15 protein-coding genes and 1 pseudogene are annotated in these 16,227 nt (G+C 52.1%); 2 read left to right on the forward strand and 14 right to left on the reverse strand.

Annotation, left to right across the window (positions count from 1 at the left end):
* Positions 1-5: 5 nt before the first annotated feature.
* Positions 6-449 (reverse strand): type II 3-dehydroquinate dehydratase, encoded by a 444-nt coding sequence (aroQ, locus tag PBA01S_RS00540; protein WP_085278492.1) that lies wholly within the window; start codon positions 447-449, stop codon positions 6-8.
* Positions 450-517: 68 nt separating this feature from the next.
* Complete coding sequence (locus tag PBA01S_RS00545) at positions 518-1,078, reverse strand: YqhR family membrane protein (RefSeq protein ID WP_127575078.1); 561 nt, start codon at positions 1,076-1,078, stop codon at positions 518-520.
* Positions 1,079-1,264: 186 nt separating this feature from the next.
* Here PBA01S_RS00545 and PBA01S_RS00550 point away from each other — a divergent pair, with 186 nt between their 5' ends.
* Positions 1,265-2,263: a DUF1385 domain-containing protein gene (locus tag PBA01S_RS00550; protein ID WP_127575079.1), complete on the forward strand. Its 999-nt coding sequence runs from the start codon at positions 1,265-1,267 to the stop codon at positions 2,261-2,263.
* Between the two features lie 5 nt (positions 2,264-2,268).
* Positions 2,269-2,595 carry a hypothetical protein gene (locus PBA01S_RS00555; RefSeq protein WP_255315257.1) on the forward strand — a complete coding sequence of 109 codons (327 nt, stop codon included), beginning with the start codon at positions 2,269-2,271 and terminating at the stop codon, positions 2,593-2,595.
* 41 nt (positions 2,596-2,636) lie between these two features.
* Here PBA01S_RS00555 and PBA01S_RS00560 read toward each other — a convergent pair whose 3' ends face one another.
* From PBA01S_RS00560 to PBA01S_RS00615, 12 genes and pseudogenes are all read right to left on the reverse strand, one after another.
* Positions 2,637-3,611 carry a patatin-like phospholipase family protein gene (locus tag PBA01S_RS00560; RefSeq protein ID WP_127575081.1) on the reverse strand — a complete coding sequence of 325 codons (975 nt, stop codon included), beginning with the start codon at positions 3,609-3,611 and terminating at the stop codon, positions 2,637-2,639.
* A gap of 67 nt (positions 3,612-3,678) precedes the next feature.
* A pseudogene (locus PBA01S_RS00565) lies at positions 3,679-5,395 on the reverse strand (proline--tRNA ligase).
* 332 nt (positions 5,396-5,727) lie between these two features.
* The gene (locus PBA01S_RS00570; protein WP_127575083.1) at positions 5,728-7,365 is read right to left on the reverse strand and encodes a family 10 glycosylhydrolase; all 1,638 of its coding nucleotides are present in this window, start codon (positions 7,363-7,365) and stop codon (positions 5,728-5,730) included.
* A 134-nt stretch (positions 7,366-7,499) separates the two neighbouring features.
* Positions 7,500-7,925 carry a transcriptional regulator MntR gene (mntR, locus tag PBA01S_RS00575; RefSeq protein ID WP_016311688.1) on the reverse strand — a complete coding sequence of 142 codons (426 nt, stop codon included), beginning with the start codon at positions 7,923-7,925 and terminating at the stop codon, positions 7,500-7,502.
* 131 nt (positions 7,926-8,056) lie between these two features.
* Complete coding sequence (locus PBA01S_RS00580; protein WP_028538262.1) at positions 8,057-8,770, reverse strand: cytochrome c biogenesis CcdA family protein; 714 nt, start codon at positions 8,768-8,770, stop codon at positions 8,057-8,059.
* Between the two features lie 26 nt (positions 8,771-8,796).
* Positions 8,797-9,600 (reverse strand): metal ABC transporter permease, encoded by an 804-nt coding sequence (locus tag PBA01S_RS00585; RefSeq protein ID WP_028538263.1) that lies wholly within the window; start codon positions 9,598-9,600, stop codon positions 8,797-8,799.
* 12 nt (positions 9,601-9,612) lie between these two features.
* Positions 9,613-10,374, reverse strand: coding sequence for a metal ABC transporter ATP-binding protein (locus tag PBA01S_RS00590; RefSeq protein WP_028538264.1), 762 nt, complete (start codon positions 10,372-10,374; stop codon positions 9,613-9,615).
* Between the two features lie 35 nt (positions 10,375-10,409).
* Complete coding sequence (locus PBA01S_RS00595; protein WP_028538265.1) at positions 10,410-11,405, reverse strand: metal ABC transporter substrate-binding protein; 996 nt, start codon at positions 11,403-11,405, stop codon at positions 10,410-10,412.
* Positions 11,406-11,590: 185 nt separating this feature from the next.
* Complete coding sequence (metG, locus tag PBA01S_RS00600; RefSeq protein WP_127575084.1) at positions 11,591-13,603, reverse strand: methionine--tRNA ligase; 2,013 nt, start codon at positions 13,601-13,603, stop codon at positions 11,591-11,593.
* 414 nt (positions 13,604-14,017) lie between these two features.
* The gene (gene yidD, locus PBA01S_RS00605; RefSeq protein WP_028538267.1) at positions 14,018-14,299 is read right to left on the reverse strand and encodes a membrane protein insertion efficiency factor YidD; all 282 of its coding nucleotides are present in this window, start codon (positions 14,297-14,299) and stop codon (positions 14,018-14,020) included.
* 1 nt (position 14,300) lies between these two features.
* Positions 14,301-14,762 (reverse strand): Fur family transcriptional regulator, encoded by a 462-nt coding sequence (locus PBA01S_RS00610; RefSeq protein WP_016311681.1) that lies wholly within the window; start codon positions 14,760-14,762, stop codon positions 14,301-14,303.
* A gap of 148 nt (positions 14,763-14,910) precedes the next feature.
* Positions 14,911-16,194, reverse strand: coding sequence for a cellulase-like family protein (locus tag PBA01S_RS00615; protein WP_127575085.1), 1,284 nt, complete (start codon positions 16,192-16,194; stop codon positions 14,911-14,913).
* Positions 16,195-16,227: the final 33 nt, after the last annotated feature.

Below are 16,227 nucleotides of genomic sequence, written 5' to 3' on the forward strand. Positions count from 1 at the left end.
CTCCGTTATTTTGCCCGCTCCAAGTGACGTTTTAAGGCCAGTAGTCCCATTTCGTATCCGTAGGATCCGAATCCAGAGATTTGACCGACAGCGATCGGTGCGATGACCGAGTGGTGCCGGAACGCCTCACGGGCGTGGATATTGGACAGATGGACCTCAACCACGGGGATGCTTACGGAAGTCAAGGCATCCCGAAGCGCATAGCTATAATGCGTGAGTGCACCTGGATTCAACAGAATTCCATCCGTATTTCCGTAGGCGGCATGAATCCGGTCGATCAGCTCGCCCTCGTGATTGGACTGAAAGAAGGATAATTCCAGCCCGTTTGGCGCAGCCAGTTCCTTCAGATGGTTTTCGATATCAACCAGTTTCTCGGAACCATAGACGCCGGGCTCGCGCACGCCAAGCATGTTTAAGTTCGGTCCGTTCATCACTAAGATGCGGTACATGGCGGCTCCCCCTTTCCGAAAAATAACCAAAAATAATTTTAACATAGGTAGGAGTCGCTTGAGAAGCTTTAACTTTTTGCCCCGCCCTCCATGGAAAGCGCCTGTTCGCCGGTTTTTTTAGGTTCACGTGCGCGCTCATCCGTGTATTCCTCAGCCGTGGTATAACCGATGAACAACCCCCACAGCAAATACAAGCAAAACTCGCTGATGATCGTCGTCCGCGACAATTCGCGCAGCGGAGGGATCATGTCAAGCAACGGGCCCAGCACTCCAAACAAAATTCCCCACCAGGCAATGCCATATAGAATGCCCGGACCTGGCCCTTTGAGCTTGCGGAACGCCAACACATAAATCAGCGTCGCCAGAATCGATAATCCGATAAACGCCAGCCAGCCCAAATAGTACCCGGCTTGACTATGCAAGAACGAATTTTTGAAGAACGGCTCCAACAAATAGCCTGGCAGCACCGAGGTGAATCTCATATAGAAGAATACCCCCTTCACGCCACCCCAAATTAATCCAGCAAAACACCCGATTTCCAGCGTATACAGCCAGATATTCGTATGTTCCCGGTGTTGCTGGCGCCACGGTTGAACCCCGTTCTGCTTCTTCTCCTTATCCGCTTTCATTCGCATCCTTCCTTTCCAAAGGAATAAGTTCCTGCGTTTTTTTTGAAGATTAGTATGCACATTTCCAAAACGACTAATCCAACTAGAATTTGCCCGCAAAGTCCGTTACAATGGAATCATTACAAATGATCGATGTCTTGCCGCTTATACCAAACCAAACTTATACATTATAGGAAGGTGAAAGTTTTGCCTGAACAATCCACACCGACGATTTACGGCGGCCAAGCCGTTATAGAAGGCGTCATGTTTGGCGGGAAATATGTGAATGTGACCGCAGTGCGCCGGAAAAACGGGGAAATCAGCTTCTTAGAGGTCCCAAAGGAAGATAAGGAATGGGTCAAAAAGCTGCGCAAAATCCCGCTGATCCGCGGTATCGTCAGCATCGTTGACGCTAGTGCCAAAGGCTCCAAACACCTGAATTTTTCGGCAGAGGCGATGGCCGATGACGAGATGGACCCCGAAGAACGCGCCAAACAGAAGGAAAAAGAAGAGTCAGGCTTTTCTCTCACGATGCTGCTTGGAGTTGCCGTCGTAGGGATCTTGTCCTTTATCGTAGGAAAGCTCATTTTCACATTGGTACCGGCGCTCTTGGAGCAATATTTGTTCCAACATGCGTTTGCCAGCCAGACGTTGCACTCCTTGGTTGAAGGTGTCATTAAAATTGTTCTTCTTCTCGGATATCTGTGGCTCATGTCCCAGACCCCTGTGATCAAACGGCTGTTCCAATACCATGGAGCGGAACATAAAGTGATTTCTGCTTATGAAGCAGGCGAAGAATTAACCCCGGCCAATGTACAAAAATATTCCCGCCTGCACTACCGGTGTGGCAGCAGCTTTATCATCCTAACGGTAATCGTTGGCGTGATCATTTATTCCCTGCCGATTTTCAGTTGGGACACGGTTTGGGAACGGATCTACATTCGAATCTTGCTGCTCCCGCTTGTAATTGGACTTTCCTTTGAAATGCTGCGGTTCACGAATGCGGTTCGCGACATTCCGGTGCTGCGGTTCCTGGGATATCCAGGACTTTGGCTGCAGTTGTTGACTACAAAAGAACCGACCGATGATATGGTTGAAGTATCGATCGCTTCTTTTAACCGGATGCGCGAGCTGGATGCGCAGTTGGAACAGGTCGGCGTTATTGAGACGCCGGTGGGTACATCATTGGATCCCTTGAAAGGATGAGTAACATGAGAAAACAAGGCATCATGTTTTGGATCATCGTCCTTCTTGTCGCGTTCTATATTATTGATGGTTTGTTTATCAAGCATCAAATCGAGTGGAGTAGTATCATTGTTCCGGTGGCTGTCTTTGGTATCGTCTTCCTGCTTTATAAATATCCGCCGAAGAAATATCGAAAGGCGCAACAGCCGAAGATCAAGCCTTCCGCGCGTACGATGGCCAAAGTGGCTGCGGAACTGAAGAATCCCCGGACGGAGAAGCGCAAGACTTATCCGTTTCAAGTCATCGAAGGCAACAAAGGCAAAAACGACGACGATTTGCCGAAATATCATTAAAATGCAAAAGGACGGAACCGCTGGGGTTCCGTCCTTTCCTTTTATTTGAACGTGCTATTTGCTTGTTGGTACTTCTTAAACTGTTCTTCATATAGCTGCAGGCTCCAATTGGCGAAAAACCGGTCCCCCGCCAGAAACCCGGATTCGAACAACAGTTGGCTTTCCTCCTCGCTAATATCAAATTGCGTAGTGCCGATGCCTAGCGTCGGAATTTTCACGGTACGATAGCGGTTGGATTGCTCAATGTACCGCTCATCATGGGCCGACAACATCGTCTCCACGATCGCCTGCAGCATCGTAAATGGGCCGGTGATTCGATGCGGTTTATTCGTATTTTTGCCAACCATTTGAAAGCCGACCGTCGGAATAAGACGCCCGCCTTGCCGCGGTTCTTCCTGATCAAATAACCATAGCGGAAAATTACTGAGCAATCCGCCATCCACAATATGCAGAAATTGCTCGGTGAACGGCTTCCCTCTGGCCAGCTTCGGCGGCAATCGCAGCAACACCGGATCAAAGAAATACGGAATGCTGCAGCTCATACGAACCGCTCGGGCAACCTCAAACGTCGTTGGGTCGATGCCAATCTTCTCTAAATCGTCCGGCAGTACCATGATTTTCCCACTGGTGATATCCGAGGCGATGATCGTCAGCTTCCCCCGCTCCAAATCGCCAAACGTCCGAATACCCTTCAGCAGTAAAAGTTGGCGGATCCACTCCTCCAACGCTTCCCCGGCATACAAGCCTTTTTTCAGCAAGACCCGAAGAGCGGGGCCAATTAATGCCAAATTAAAAAGGGGCGCTCTCTTCAGAAATTTGGTGAAGGACGTCGTCATAATCAGTTCTTTCATTTCGTCTGCGGTATAGCCTGCAGCAATCATTGAAGCGACAATTGAACCTGATGAGGTTCCGGCCACTCGATGAAACTGCGCTCCATGCTTTTCGGCTGCCCGGACCGCACCAGCCAACGATATCCCTTTGACTCCGCCGCCCTCAAAAACTCCGTTAATCAGCATCCGGCGCCCTCCTCCCAACCCACATTCAGTTTACTGCTTATGTATGTTGGGAGAGGTGTACGTATGACTAAAGAACTTGGCGCGTGTGAATTCGCCGAATGGCTTCATCAATGGGGATCAGTTCTCGCTTCATAGAGGCTCGTTCTACCCCATTCGACTTGTCCTTGTGCAGCAGACTTCCCAATGATGATCCGATAAGGAATCCCGATCAAATCAGCATCATTAAATTTGCTACCGGGGCGCTCATCCCGGTCATCCAACAATACCTCTACGCCGGCTTGAGTTAACTCTTCATAAAGCTTGAGGCTAAGTTCCATTTGCTGCGAATTTGAAGCGGAAATTGGGATGATGTGTACCTGGTATGGTGCGATCGATACCGGCCAGATGAGGCCATGTTCATCGTGATGTTGTTCGGCAATTGCGGACATAAGTCGAGAAAGGCCGATTCCATAACATCCCATGATCATCGGCTGCTGACGCCCCTGGGCGTCCAAAAATACGGCGCCTAACCGCTCGCTGTATTTGGTTCCAAGTTTAAACACATGGCCAACCTCAATGCCCCGCAACGATTGGAGCCTTCCCTCCTTGCAGCGTGGGCAAGCATCTCCTTTCACCACGTTGCGAAAGTCGCCGATGGAGGCTTCAGCTACATCGCGTGTTGGGCAGACCGAGCGTAAATGGGTGTCCGGCGCATTTGCCCCTGCAATCGCTGTGTCCATGTTTGAAGCCTCCCTGTCCATCAAGACCGGGATCATAAGGCCGATCGGGCCAGCAAACCCCACCGGGGCACCGGTTATTTTCTCTACTGTCTCATGATCAGCAAGCTGCACGTGATCTACGCCTAACCAGGCAGCCACCTTCAGCTCGTTCACTTCATGATCACCGCGTACGACGACCGCAACTGGCTCTTTCCCTTCAGGAACGTAAATCAGCGTTTTGAGGAAATGTTCAGGGCCCACTTGAAAGAACTGACCTAATTGTTCGATGGTATGCACGCCCGGCGTATCAACCACTTCGGGACGGTCAGCTGCCGATGATTGAGTTTGCAGGCTTGGGTCTGGCAGCGCTGAAGTCGCTTTTTCAAGATTCGCTGCATAATCGCAATTCCCGCACACAGCTACAACGTCCTCGCCAATATCGGCTAAGGCCATGAATTCATGGGTGCCGCCTTCCCCGCCAATCGTTCCAGGGTCAGCCTCAACAGCTCGGAACTTCAGACCGCAGCGGCGGAAGATTTTCTCGTAAGCAGAAACCATGGATTGATATGCGCCATCCAAGCCGGTCCAATCGGTGTCAAAGGAGTAGGCATCCTTCATCAAGAACTCTCGACCGCGCAGCAAACCAAACCGGGGACGGCGTTCGTCACGGAACTTCGTCTGAATTTGATAAACCGTTAGAGGCAGCTGGCGGTATGAGTTCACCTCATCTCGCAGCAATGAAGTGATGACTTCCTCATGCGTTGGACCTAAAGCAAATTCGCGATCATGCCGATCCTTGAATCGGATCAGCTCAGGGCCATAGCGTTCATAACGACCGGATCTCTGCCAAAGCTCCGCCGGCTGCATTGCAGGGAGAAGCAGTTCCTGAGCTCCGGCCCGGTTCATTTCCTCCCGCACAATCTGTTCGATTCGAAGCAGCACCTTTCTTCCTAAAGGCAGGTAGGAGTAGATCCCCGCTGCCAATTGGCGGATGTAGCCCTCGCGCAGCAGGTGCTGATGGCTGGCCGCTTCTGCATCGGATGGAGCCTCCCGCAGGGTTGGGGATAATAATCGGCTTTGGCGCATTTCAATGACCTCCTTCATCTGAAAACAAAAAGACACATTCGTCAAGGGACGAATGTGTCGTGGTACCACCCTAATTCCACCGTCGATCAAGCTCATACGGTGCTCTAACCATGATAACGGTTGGGGACCGGTACGTGTTCAATTTCCACAGAGGAAATCTCCCCGTACAGCTCACAAGGCGGGAAAAATTCACGTGCGACAGAGACCTTCCAGCTCCCGGGTCTCCTCTCTGAGGACGCAGTCGTTAATTTCAATCCTTGATCACGGCTGATGGAACATTAATATCATTTAAATCATGTTGACAACGAATTTAACGCATTTCATTGTTCCTGTCAAGGCTGCACTCCATAATAAGACTGCAGCAGCGGGATCAATCCCAGTGGATTCTTCCGCAGATCCTTGGCGCTAAAGAAGATGCTGCCGCTGATTTCAGGAATCTGCCGGTTGTATTCGAGCTGATTGATGATTTCCTGCGCGGTGGACCAGCCGATCTCCGGCGTTCCCAGCTTATACGGCGCATGACCGATGTACAGTTTCACGTTCGTCCCTCTTACCTCCCCGGCCCACCAATCGGCAAGCAGGTCATAACGAACCTCCTTGCGCGTCATGCTCCAGTACAGTTGGGGAGCGACATAATCGATCCACTCATTCTTAATCCAGGTCCGAACGTCGGCATAGGTGCTGTCGTATGCCGTAACGCTGGCTTTCGTATCCGAGCCGGTCAAATCGGTTGACTTGTTCCGCCAAACTCCGTAAGGGCTGATACCAAAAGAAACATTCGGCTTAGACGCTTCAATCCGTTGGCCTAATTTCTGAACGAACTGATTGATATTGTCCCGGCGCCAGTCGCCTTTCGTGGCTATTTTCTTGGAGTTGTAAGACTTAAATGCAGCATCATCCGAGAACTTCTTCGAGGCCGTCTCCCCGGTCGGATAGAAATAATCGTCCAAATGAACTCCGTCAATATCGTATCCGTTCACAACTTCCATAATCGCTTTAATCACATGTTCACGGGCTTCCGGAATCCCTGGATTAATATACAGCTTGCCGTCAAACTTCACGATCCATTCTGGATGTTGGTTGGCGACATGATTCGCCGGAAGCTTGCTGGCATCACTGCCTGTGCTGGCACGGAACGGATTGAACCAAGCGTGGAATTCCATGCCGCGACGGTGCGTCTCTTCGATCAGGAACTGGAGTGGGTCGTATCCCGGATCCTTGCCGGCGGTTCCCGTCAAATAAGAGGACCACGGCACCAGGGACGACGGATAAATCGCGTCCGCAGACGGCCGCACCTGAACGAACACTGCGTTCATTCCCATCGCTTGCACTTCGTCTAACAGTTGGACGTATTCGGCTTTCTGGGCATCTACCTTGCCGTACGAGCTTTTGCTCGGCCAGTCGAGATTAGAAACCGTGGATACCCAAACACCGCGCAACCCATTCGATGTATCCACAACCGGCGGCTGAGGCAGATCGGTTTGCGGGTCCTCCCCGCCTGCACCTGGTTCCGGCTGAGTTACTTCGGAGCCGCTCGACAGTGTGATCGTACGGGTCAGCTGATTCCAATTCACGGAAATGCCAAGCTGTTCGCTGACAAAACGCAACGGCACCATCGTCCGGCCGGAGCTGATTTCCACAGAAGCTTCCAGGTTGATCGTGCTCCCGTCAACTTGGACTGCAGGAGAACCTAACGTCAGCACGAGGGTAGTGCCGTCTTTTTGAATCGTCGCGGTTTTATCAACTTGGGACCAGGCTACCTGGGCTCCCAGGTTCTCACTGATCACCCGAAGCGGAACCATGGTGACATTCGCCCCAGGCTTAATGTATGGCGAAGCATCGGTGGATAACACCTCACCATCTAAAACAATCCGAATGTCGGTTGCGGCTGCGGCCGCCGGCGTATTCCCGGAATAAGGCCATAAGATGAGCAACACTAGAATAGGAATAAACCATTTGCAAAATTTCATCAGTATCCTCCACATCATCGTTATGTACGGACGAACCGTGCTACTTTCTTAAACGTCATGCGGAGGTCAAGAGTTGCGCCCTTCGGACAAAAAGAAAGAAGCATCTGCCTTCTCTGAAAAGACAGATGCTTCTTCTAGGATTCGTTGATCAGTTCCTGATGGACCTTCTCCAGGTCGCGAATTCGATTGCTGTCCCGTTTGAAATATTCCACAAGCGTCGCAATACGCGTGATCGAATCCCAGCTCAAATGATGTTCGATTCCTTCAACGTCTTTATAGATGTTCTCGTGATCAACGCCGATCATCCCAAGAAACTCCTCCAGCAAGTGATGCCGGTCTACGAGCCGTTTCCCGATTTTCTTCCCTTTATTGGTCAGGACAAGGCCCCGATATTTCTCGTAGATCAAGTATTCATCCTTGTCCAATTTCTGAATCATCTTCGTAACGGAGGAAGGATGAACCTCCAAACCTTCCGCGATATCGGACACGCGGGCGTATCCTTTCTCGTCGATCAGTTTGTAAATACGCTCCAAATAATCTTCCATACTGGGCGTTGGCATCTATCGATTCCCTCTTTTCCATGAGTTGACGCGGACAAACCTGTACGCATGTTAAACATTACTCTGTTAATGATACATGTTATGATTGTCCGTTGGCAAGTGCGCATCGGCACACTTTCCTTCGTCTTCCCCTAGAACTTCAACCATTCAGGCGTAATTTGCTGCAGCCAAATCGTGATTTGCGCCATACGGTTTGTGAACAGCAATACGCCCATCAGCAGCATCAGCGCGCCGCCGATCTTCATCATTATGGCAGAATAACGGAGAATCCATTTGGTTGATCCGATAAAGAACGCCAAGATAAAAAAAGGCAAGGCAAACCCAAGAGTATAGGCGGTGATCAGTCCAATCCAGGTTCCCGGCTCCGTAACGGCTAAGGCGATAATCGCCGCCAGAATCGGGCCAACGCAGGGCGACCAGCCCGCGGAGAAGCCGATGCCAAAAATAAACGAACCGATGTATCCGGCCGGTTTGAATTTCAAATTCATCTTCCGTTCCCTGAGTAAAAACTGCGGCTGGAAGATCCCCATCAGAAACAAACCCATACAAATGATCAAAATGGCGGATAATTGCCGAATGAGCCCGCGATATTGATTAAAAAATTCGCCAAACAGTCCAGCGCCAAAGCCCAATGTATAGAACACAACAGAGAAGCCGAGGATGAACGCCAGCGTATGCGTCATCGTCCGGAAGCGAACGTCCCGTTTGCTTTGCTCCGTCTTCAATTGCTGCACGGACATCCCGGTAATATAGGACAGGTAAGACGGATATAAAGGCAGGCAGCAAGGCGAAATAAAGGAAGCAACCCCCGCGCCGAAGGCAATCCCGAGATGGATGTCAGCCATAAGTACCCCCTATGTACCCTTGCGGGCTAGGCAGAAAATCCCCGTTTGCCCAGCAAAGTAAGTATCAGCATGCAGATCAGCAGCAATACAATCGTCGCACCCGGAGCCAAATTCCAGACCCCCGCCACAATCAACCCGGCGATCACCGCGATTTCCGCAATGACGACGGAGAATATCACGGACATTTTAAAGCTGCGGGCGATGAGCAGGCTGCAGGCCGCAGGAATCGTCAGCAGCGCCGAAACGAGCAAGGCGCCAACGATTTTGATGGCGGTGCTGATGACGAGTGCCGTCATCACCGTCAGCAGCAGATTCAACAGCTTCACCGGAATCCCGCTTACTGAAGCGGCATCTTCTTCAAAAGTTAGCAGGAAAAATTCCTTGAAAAAGGCAACGACAACGATCACCACCACCAGGGTGACGCCAAAAGTTACATATAAATCTGTTGTATCCAGCGTATAAATGCTGCCAAACAGATAGCTGACCACATCCGTATTGTAACCCATCCCCAGCGTAAAGAACAGAGAGGCTAGTGCAACCCCGCCTGACATGATAATAGCAATCGACAGTTCGGCATAACCTCGGTACGCTTTACGCAGCTTTTCAATTGCAAACGAGGCGACGACCGCAAAAGCAAGGCCAACCCCCACGGGGTAGACCCCAAGCAAGAACCCTAACGCCACCCCGGCGATGGTCACATGAGCCAGCGTATCACCAATCATCGAAAGACGACGCAGCACCAGAAAGATTCCGATCAAAGGTGCGGTCAACCCGATCAGCAGGCCGCCGGCCAGCGCTCTTTGAAAAAAATCAGCGGACAATATCTCCAAAATAAACAACTCCTAAACCAACGAATGCTGCAGATCCGGGATCGCGCAGTCCTGCTCGTGCGAGTGGCGCACGTAAAATTTAATTGCCCCGCATTGCTTGCGGGGTTCCTGCCCCAGCTTCCCTTCAATCATGCCGATATCATGGGAGACCATCAGAAACGTCATGTGATGGTGGGCGTGCATATGAAAAATCAATTCAAAAAAGTCGGCTTGCGTCTGGGCGTCAATGCCGACAGTAGGTTCGTCCAAAACGAGCAAATCGGGCTTGTTCACAAGCGCCCGCGCCAAAAATACCCGTTGCTGTTGGCCGCCGGACAGCTGACCGATGCGCTTATGCTGGATATCCCCGATCCGCATCACTTCCAGCGCATCATCACACATCCGCTGATCCTCACGACCAATTCGGCGGAACAGCTTCCTGTTATTGTAGAGACCGGACAACACCACTTCGCGTACCGTCGCCGGAAACAGAGGATTGAAGGCGTTCTTCTGCGGCACATAGCCGATCCGCCCCCAATCGCGGAAGCGCCGGATCGGCTCGCCGAACAAGCGAATTTCCCCTTCGGTAGGCTGCAGCAGACCCACCATCATCCGCAGCAGTGTGGTCTTCCCCGCCCCGTTGGAACCAATCACGCCAACAAAATCCCGCTCGCGAACCGCAAAGCTGAAGTCGGAGATCACTTGTTGTTCCTGGTACGCGAAGGAAACGTGGTCAAGCTCGATTACACTATCATGACAAACGGCATCCTGTGCCGTAGTTGCGTCGGATTTCATTTATTTAGCGTCCTTCCGGTACATATAGTTTCTTCTTATTGTAGAGCTTGAATCAGATTTTGCAAATTTTTCTCCATCAACGTAAAATAATTGTCGCCGGCCTGAGCCTGGGCTTTCGTCAAGCCTTCAACCGGATTAAGGACCAGCGTCTCCACACCGGCTTCAGAAGCCAGCGTTTTGGCCAATTTATCCGAGACAAGCTCTTCGAAAAAGATATAACGAATGCCCTTCTCCTTCACCAGCTTTGACAAGGCCACTAAATCTTGAGCCCGCGGCTCAGCCTCCGGCGACAGCCCCATAATCGCATGTTGGGTTAATCCATAGTCCCGGCACAAATAGCCAAAAGCTTGGTGAGAAACAACGATTTCCTTCTTCGGCAATGAGGATAGCTGCTCCATAAACTTAGCATCTAGCGCCTGCAGCTGACTCAGCAGCTCCTGATACCGCGACTCATAAGCCGCTTGGTGCTGCGGATCGACCTCAATATAGCTGTTCTTAATATTCTCGGCCATGATCATCGCCGATTTCGGACTGACCCAGGTGTGCGGATCTACATGGTGAGGCTCCGTTTCCTCATCATGGTCCGAGTGTGCTTCCCCATGTTCGGCTTCCTCGCCATGCCCGTGACCATCATCGCCCTCGGCTTCGATCAAATCAATGCCATGGCTGATCTCCACCGTTTTCACTTTGGCATCGGCACCTAAGCCTTTCAGAAAGTTCGGGACCCAGCCCTCCAACCCTGCGCCGTTATACAAAAACAGCTGAGCTTTCGATGCATTTAAAATATCCTGACTGCGCGGCGTCCAATCATGCGGCTCAACGCCGGTCGGCAGCAAGTTGATGACATTCGCTTCTTCGCCGCCAATCGCCTTGGCAAATTCATAGATCGGATAAAAGCTAGTGATTACGTTCACCTTGCCCTCAACGATTGTCCCGCTGCTTCCGTTCTTCCCGCAGCCAGCTAGAACCAGCAGGAGCGTAAGCAACATTGCCGCTGCGACGAAGCCTCGCTTGAATCTATGTATAAACATCATGACTCCCTCTCTTAATCGTAATGATTACCAACAAGGATTATAGGGCCCTCCTCTTGGAATGTCAACCTCTATTATTCTTCCTATAAGTTGTGCACAACAAACAAAACCGCCAGAGGAAGGTTCCTCTGGCGGCCTGGATGACTTGCGGTGAGCATACCGCAAGTCATCGCTTATCCGTCTGATTATTTTACGATCGCACCGTTTGGCATCGTATCCGGCACCGTGGCCAGCGTTAGCTGATCACCTTGCGAAGCGGCAAGGATCATGCCCTGCGACAGCTCGCCGCGCAGCTTCACCGGCTTCAGGTTCGTCACGCAAATCACTTTGCGTCCAACCAGCTCCTCCGGCTTATAGAACTTGGCGATACCGGACACAACCTGGCGCTGCTCATAGCCCAGATCCAGCTGCAGCTTCAGCAGCTTGTCGGCCTTCGGCACCGGCTCGCAGGCAAGCACCTGCGCAACCCGCAGCTCTACCTTCGCGAAATCGTCAATGCCGATTTCGTCCTTCGGCTCCGGCTTCTCCACTGCCGGTGCCGGCGTCGACGCCGAAGCGGCAGCCGGGGCGGCAGCCGGCGTACCCCCGGTCATCGAGTTCGAAATAAACTCGATTTCCTGCTCTGCGTCGAGCCGCGGGAAGATCGGCTCGCCTTTGACGAGCTTCGTTCCGGCCGGGATCAGGCCAAACGTCTTGGCGCTCTCCCAGGTCGTGAGCTCCCCGGGAGCGATGCCGAGCTGCGCCCAGATCTTCGCCGGCGCCTGTGTCAGGAACGGCTGCAACAGGATCGAGGCGATGCGCAGCGACTCGGCCAGATGCGCCATGACCGAAGCGAGCTCGCCTTTCTTCGCTTCATCTTTGGCCAGCACCCACGGCTGCGTCTCATCGATGTATTTGTTCGTTCGGCTGATAAACGCCCCAATATGGGTGAGCGCCACGGAGAACCCCATGTTCTCCATAACCTCCTCTACCTTGCGGACCGTATCCAGCGCCGCTTGCTCCAGCTCCGCATCAAACGCCGTGGCGTTTGGCTCATAAGCCGGCACCTCGCCGCCAAAATACTTCTCTACCATCGCCACGGTACGGTTCAGCAAGTTACCAAGGTCATTAGCCAGATCGGAGTTCACCCGCTGTACGAAGCTTTCCGGCGTAAACGAACCGTCCGAACCGAACGGCACCTCACGCAGCAAATAATACCGGGTAGCATCAAGCCCGTAACGGTCGATCAGCACGTTTGGATCCACGACGTTGCCCTTGGATTTGGACATTTTCCCGCCCTTCATCAAGAGCCAGCCATGGCCAAACACCTTCTTCGGCAGCGGCAGCCCCAGCGCCATCAGCATAATCGGCCAGTAAATCGTATGGAAGCGCACGATTTCTTTCCCCACGAGATGAACGTCTGCCGGCCAATACCGCTCAAACAGCTCTTGATTGTCCGTGCCGTAACCAAGGGCCGTGATGTAGTTGGACAACGCATCGATCCACACGTACACGACATGCTTCGGATCGCCTTTGACCTTCACGCCCCAGTCGAACGTTGTGCGCGAGACGGCCAAATCCTCCAGCCCCGGCTTGATGAAGTTGTTGATCATCTCATTCTTGCGGGACTCCGGCTGAATGAAGTCGGGGTTTTCCTCATAGAACTTCAGCAAACGATCCACATACTTGCTCATCCGGAAGAAATAACACTCTTCCTTCACCAGCTCTACCGCATGGCCGCTCTCCGGGCTTTTCCCGCCGATCACTTCGCCTTTTTCATTGCGGATGACATCCACCAGCTGCGATTCCGTATAATACGTCTCGTCAGGAATGCTGTACCAGCCTTCATATTCCCCTTTGTAAATATCCCCTTGCTTCAGCAAACGGTCAAAAATCGCCTCCACGACCTGCTTATGCCGCGGCTCCGTTGTGCGGATAAAGTCATCGTAGGAAATGTCCAGCTTCTCCCACAGCTGCTTGATCCCCGCCACGATCCCGTCTACGAACTGCTGCGGGGTTTGGCCTTTTTCCTTCGCTTTCTGCTCGATCTTCTGTCCGTGCTCATCCGTCCCCGTCAAATAGCGGACATCAAAGCCGCGCAGCCGCTTGTACCGCGCCATGGCATCCCCCGCCACCGTCGTATAGGCATGGCCGATATGCAGCTTATCGCTTGGATAATAGATCGGCGACGTAATGTAAAATGTTGGTTTGTTGGACATCGCGATTCATCTCCTTTTATTTCATGACAAATACAACAAAAAAACTCCCGCCCCATATGGGGCGGGAGAGTTCTCACGCGTTACCACCCAATTTCCCCGCTCCTTCACAGGCTGCGGGCTCCGTTGGTCGAAATTCGACCGTCCGTTAACGCCGGACTCTACGCCATCTCCTTACCGAAGCGCTGCGCATAAAGCGCACGCTGCTCGGCTCAAAGACGGTTCCTCCCGGACCATATTCCAAAGACGCTCCAGACCGGTTTGCAGCTCCCCCGGCTCTCTGTGGCTGGATCCAATCCTTGTACTCATCCGTTCACTGGAAAGTATTGAGGTTGAGGTTGTTCATTTCAAACTTTATATTAAAAAAATTTCCAAACCGTGTCAAGCCGCGCTGGAGTTGGTCTCGCACAAATGCGATTAGGCTTGTCCGCCGCTCAGCGGAGGCGTGCCTTGCTCTCCCCCGCGCTTCTTCTCTACCTTAGGGGGAACCGGATCATAACCGCCCGGATGAAACGGCTGGCATTTCACGATCCGTTTGGCCGCCAGCCAAGACCCTTTCAGCGGGCCATGGACCTCAATCGCCTCCAAAGCATATGCCGAGCAGGTCGGATAAAACCTGCAGGTTGGCGGCTTGAGCGGCGAAATAAACTTGCGGTACACGTGGATCGGCGCCTGAAACGTTTTGCGGACGAGCCCCATCTCAGTGCACCTCGTGTTGCTCCGGCGCGGCATCCTGCGGCTTGCCGTCCGGCCGGCAATTTTTGCAATACCCAAATACCTCAAACTTATGCTTCACAACCTGGAACTGCTCCGGCGCATCGGTCAGCGGCATCGGGCAGAAATGAATCGGATACGTCTTCTCGCATTGCAAGCAGATCATATGATGGTGATGATGCCCTTCACTGCTGCAGCTGGCTCGGAACTTCAAACCGTCCTCAAATACGACCTGCTCCAACACCCCCAGCTCCTCCATCACCCGGAGGTTCCGGTACACGGTATCAAAGCTAAGGCCGCTGTATTCCTTACCCATATATTCATAGACGTCCTTAGGGGTCAAATACCCGTCCCGCTCAGCGAACAGTTTGGCCAAGCTTTTGCGTTGGTCGGTAATCCGCAGTCCCCGGCTGGACATCACTTTTATAATCTCCTCGGTCGACAGCATGTGACATTCCTCCCGTCTGCACCTTCGTTCCATGCGTCTCTTCTAATAATGCCCCAAATTCAGTGCATCGTCAATTCGACGGGATCCAACTCCACAAACGTAAAAGCCCCTTTACCTTTAAGAAGGCAAAAGGGCGATACCATCCATGTCAACTGTTTAAAATAAACCGGTTCCACTTCTGCTGCCAAGCGACGTCGGACCAAAAGGGATGATGAGGAGCGCAATTGGAGCAGAGCACCATGCCCCAAAAGCCGTGCTCCATCCCTTTTCGTATGGCGTATTCCGCAATAGCTTTGCCGATCGGACCTTCCTCAAATTGGGCGAACAGCGGCGTATAGCCGACATATCCTTCGCCTATAACAACCGGAATGTCGTGCTTCTCTGCCCAATCCGCGGTTTCCTGAAACCGTTCGTCCACCTTCTGCAGCATCGCCTGCTTATGTGCGCCGTAATGCTCATACAAGTATAAATCCCATTTCACCGGGTCGCACCAGTCATGGACGTACATCAGCTTAAGGCCAACCGGATTTTCATGCATTCGCCATTCCTCACCATCGGGCAGCCTATAGTCCTCGAACGGCGGAGCGTCATCTCTTAGTAAAGATTGCACCAAAGCATTGGGAAATTCAAGATCCGGGTTACGGATCCCCGTCTCCTCCATCAACTGCTGCAGTACACCGTTAATATACATGTGAAAATGGGCAACCTGCTCGTTATCCGGAACACAGTCTTTGGAATAGGGCTCGTTCAGCGTGTAGCAGCCGGTGATCCGAAGATCGGCATGCTGTTCCTGTAAATAGGCAAGTGCCTCCTCCACATAGGACTTCGTATAGCGGATCAGCTTGCCTAGCTGCCGGGACGAGATGCCCGCCTCCAACGCCATCTGACTCAACCGTCCAAACTCGATCTCGTTGTGCAGTTCCACGTAAGCGATACGGTCTCCGAGTCCGGCTGATTTGACGAAATGAATTAACTGATCCATCGACCGAGCCAAAGCCATGAATCGCTCCTGCGGCGGAATCGCCTGCAGCGCTTCAAATAGCTCCGGTGTTCTCAAGAAGCTGGGGCTCTGTTGATACTCCCAAGAAGAGAGGATGATCAACATGTCGTATTGCTTCGCCAGACGAAACAGATTTAATAAATGCTGATGACCGTCGATTTCCGCGCCGCCTTTGCAGTTATACCAGCGTGTCCTCACTCCCACTTGACCAAGATTGGAGAAGGCTAATCGGCCAGGACGCGGGCCGTCTGCCGTAAATAGCAGGAATGGCATCGCACAGATTCGAATCGTATTGTAGCCCCTTTCCACCGCCTCCTTGAAGCACTGCTCCAGATCGTGAAACGGTTCCCCCGGCATCGTCATCGTATACCAAGAGAAATCCCACATCGTAATCGTTAGTTTGCGGGGAAGATGCGCGCTGATCTTGTTCATGCGATTCACCTCTTAAAACCTCTTAAATTTAGA

The sequence above is a fragment of the Paenibacillus barengoltzii NBRC 101215 genome (assembly GCF_004000745.1).
Taxonomy (GTDB): domain Bacteria; phylum Bacillota; class Bacilli; order Paenibacillales; family Paenibacillaceae; genus Fontibacillus; species Fontibacillus barengoltzii.

Bases quoted from the DNA above. Each gene is read 5' to 3' on its own strand.
- aroQ (WP_085278492.1), bottom strand. From the start codon at position 449: ATGTACCGCATCTTAGTGATGAACGGACCGAACTTAAACATGCTTGGC.
- PBA01S_RS00545 (WP_127575078.1), bottom strand. From the start codon at position 1,078: ATGAAAGCGGATAAGGAGAAGAAGCAGAACGGGGTTCAACCGTGGCGC.
- PBA01S_RS00555 (WP_255315257.1), top strand. From the start codon at position 2,269: ATGAGAAAACAAGGCATCATGTTTTGGATCATCGTCCTTCTTGTCGCG.
- PBA01S_RS00560 (WP_127575081.1), bottom strand. From the start codon at position 3,611: ATGCTGATTAACGGAGTTTTTGAGGGCGGCGGAGTCAAAGGGATATCG.
- PBA01S_RS00570 (WP_127575083.1), bottom strand. From the start codon at position 7,365: ATGAAATTTTGCAAATGGTTTATTCCTATTCTAGTGTTGCTCATCTTA.
- mntR (WP_016311688.1), bottom strand. From the start codon at position 7,925: ATGCCAACGCCCAGTATGGAAGATTATTTGGAGCGTATTTACAAACTG.
- PBA01S_RS00580 (WP_028538262.1), bottom strand. From the start codon at position 8,770: ATGGCTGACATCCATCTCGGGATTGCCTTCGGCGCGGGGGTTGCTTCC.
- PBA01S_RS00590 (WP_028538264.1), bottom strand. From the start codon at position 10,374: ATGAAATCCGACGCAACTACGGCACAGGATGCCGTTTGTCATGATAGT.
- PBA01S_RS00595 (WP_028538265.1), bottom strand. From the start codon at position 11,405: ATGTTTATACATAGATTCAAGCGAGGCTTCGTCGCAGCGGCAATGTTG.
- metG (WP_127575084.1), bottom strand. From the start codon at position 13,603: ATGTCCAACAAACCAACATTTTACATTACGTCGCCGATCTATTATCCA.
- yidD (WP_028538267.1), bottom strand. From the start codon at position 14,299: ATGGGGCTCGTCCGCAAAACGTTTCAGGCGCCGATCCACGTGTACCGC.
- PBA01S_RS00610 (WP_016311681.1), bottom strand. From the start codon at position 14,762: ATGCTGTCGACCGAGGAGATTATAAAAGTGATGTCCAGCCGGGGACTG.
- PBA01S_RS00615 (WP_127575085.1), bottom strand. From the start codon at position 16,194: ATGAACAAGATCAGCGCGCATCTTCCCCGCAAACTAACGATTACGATG.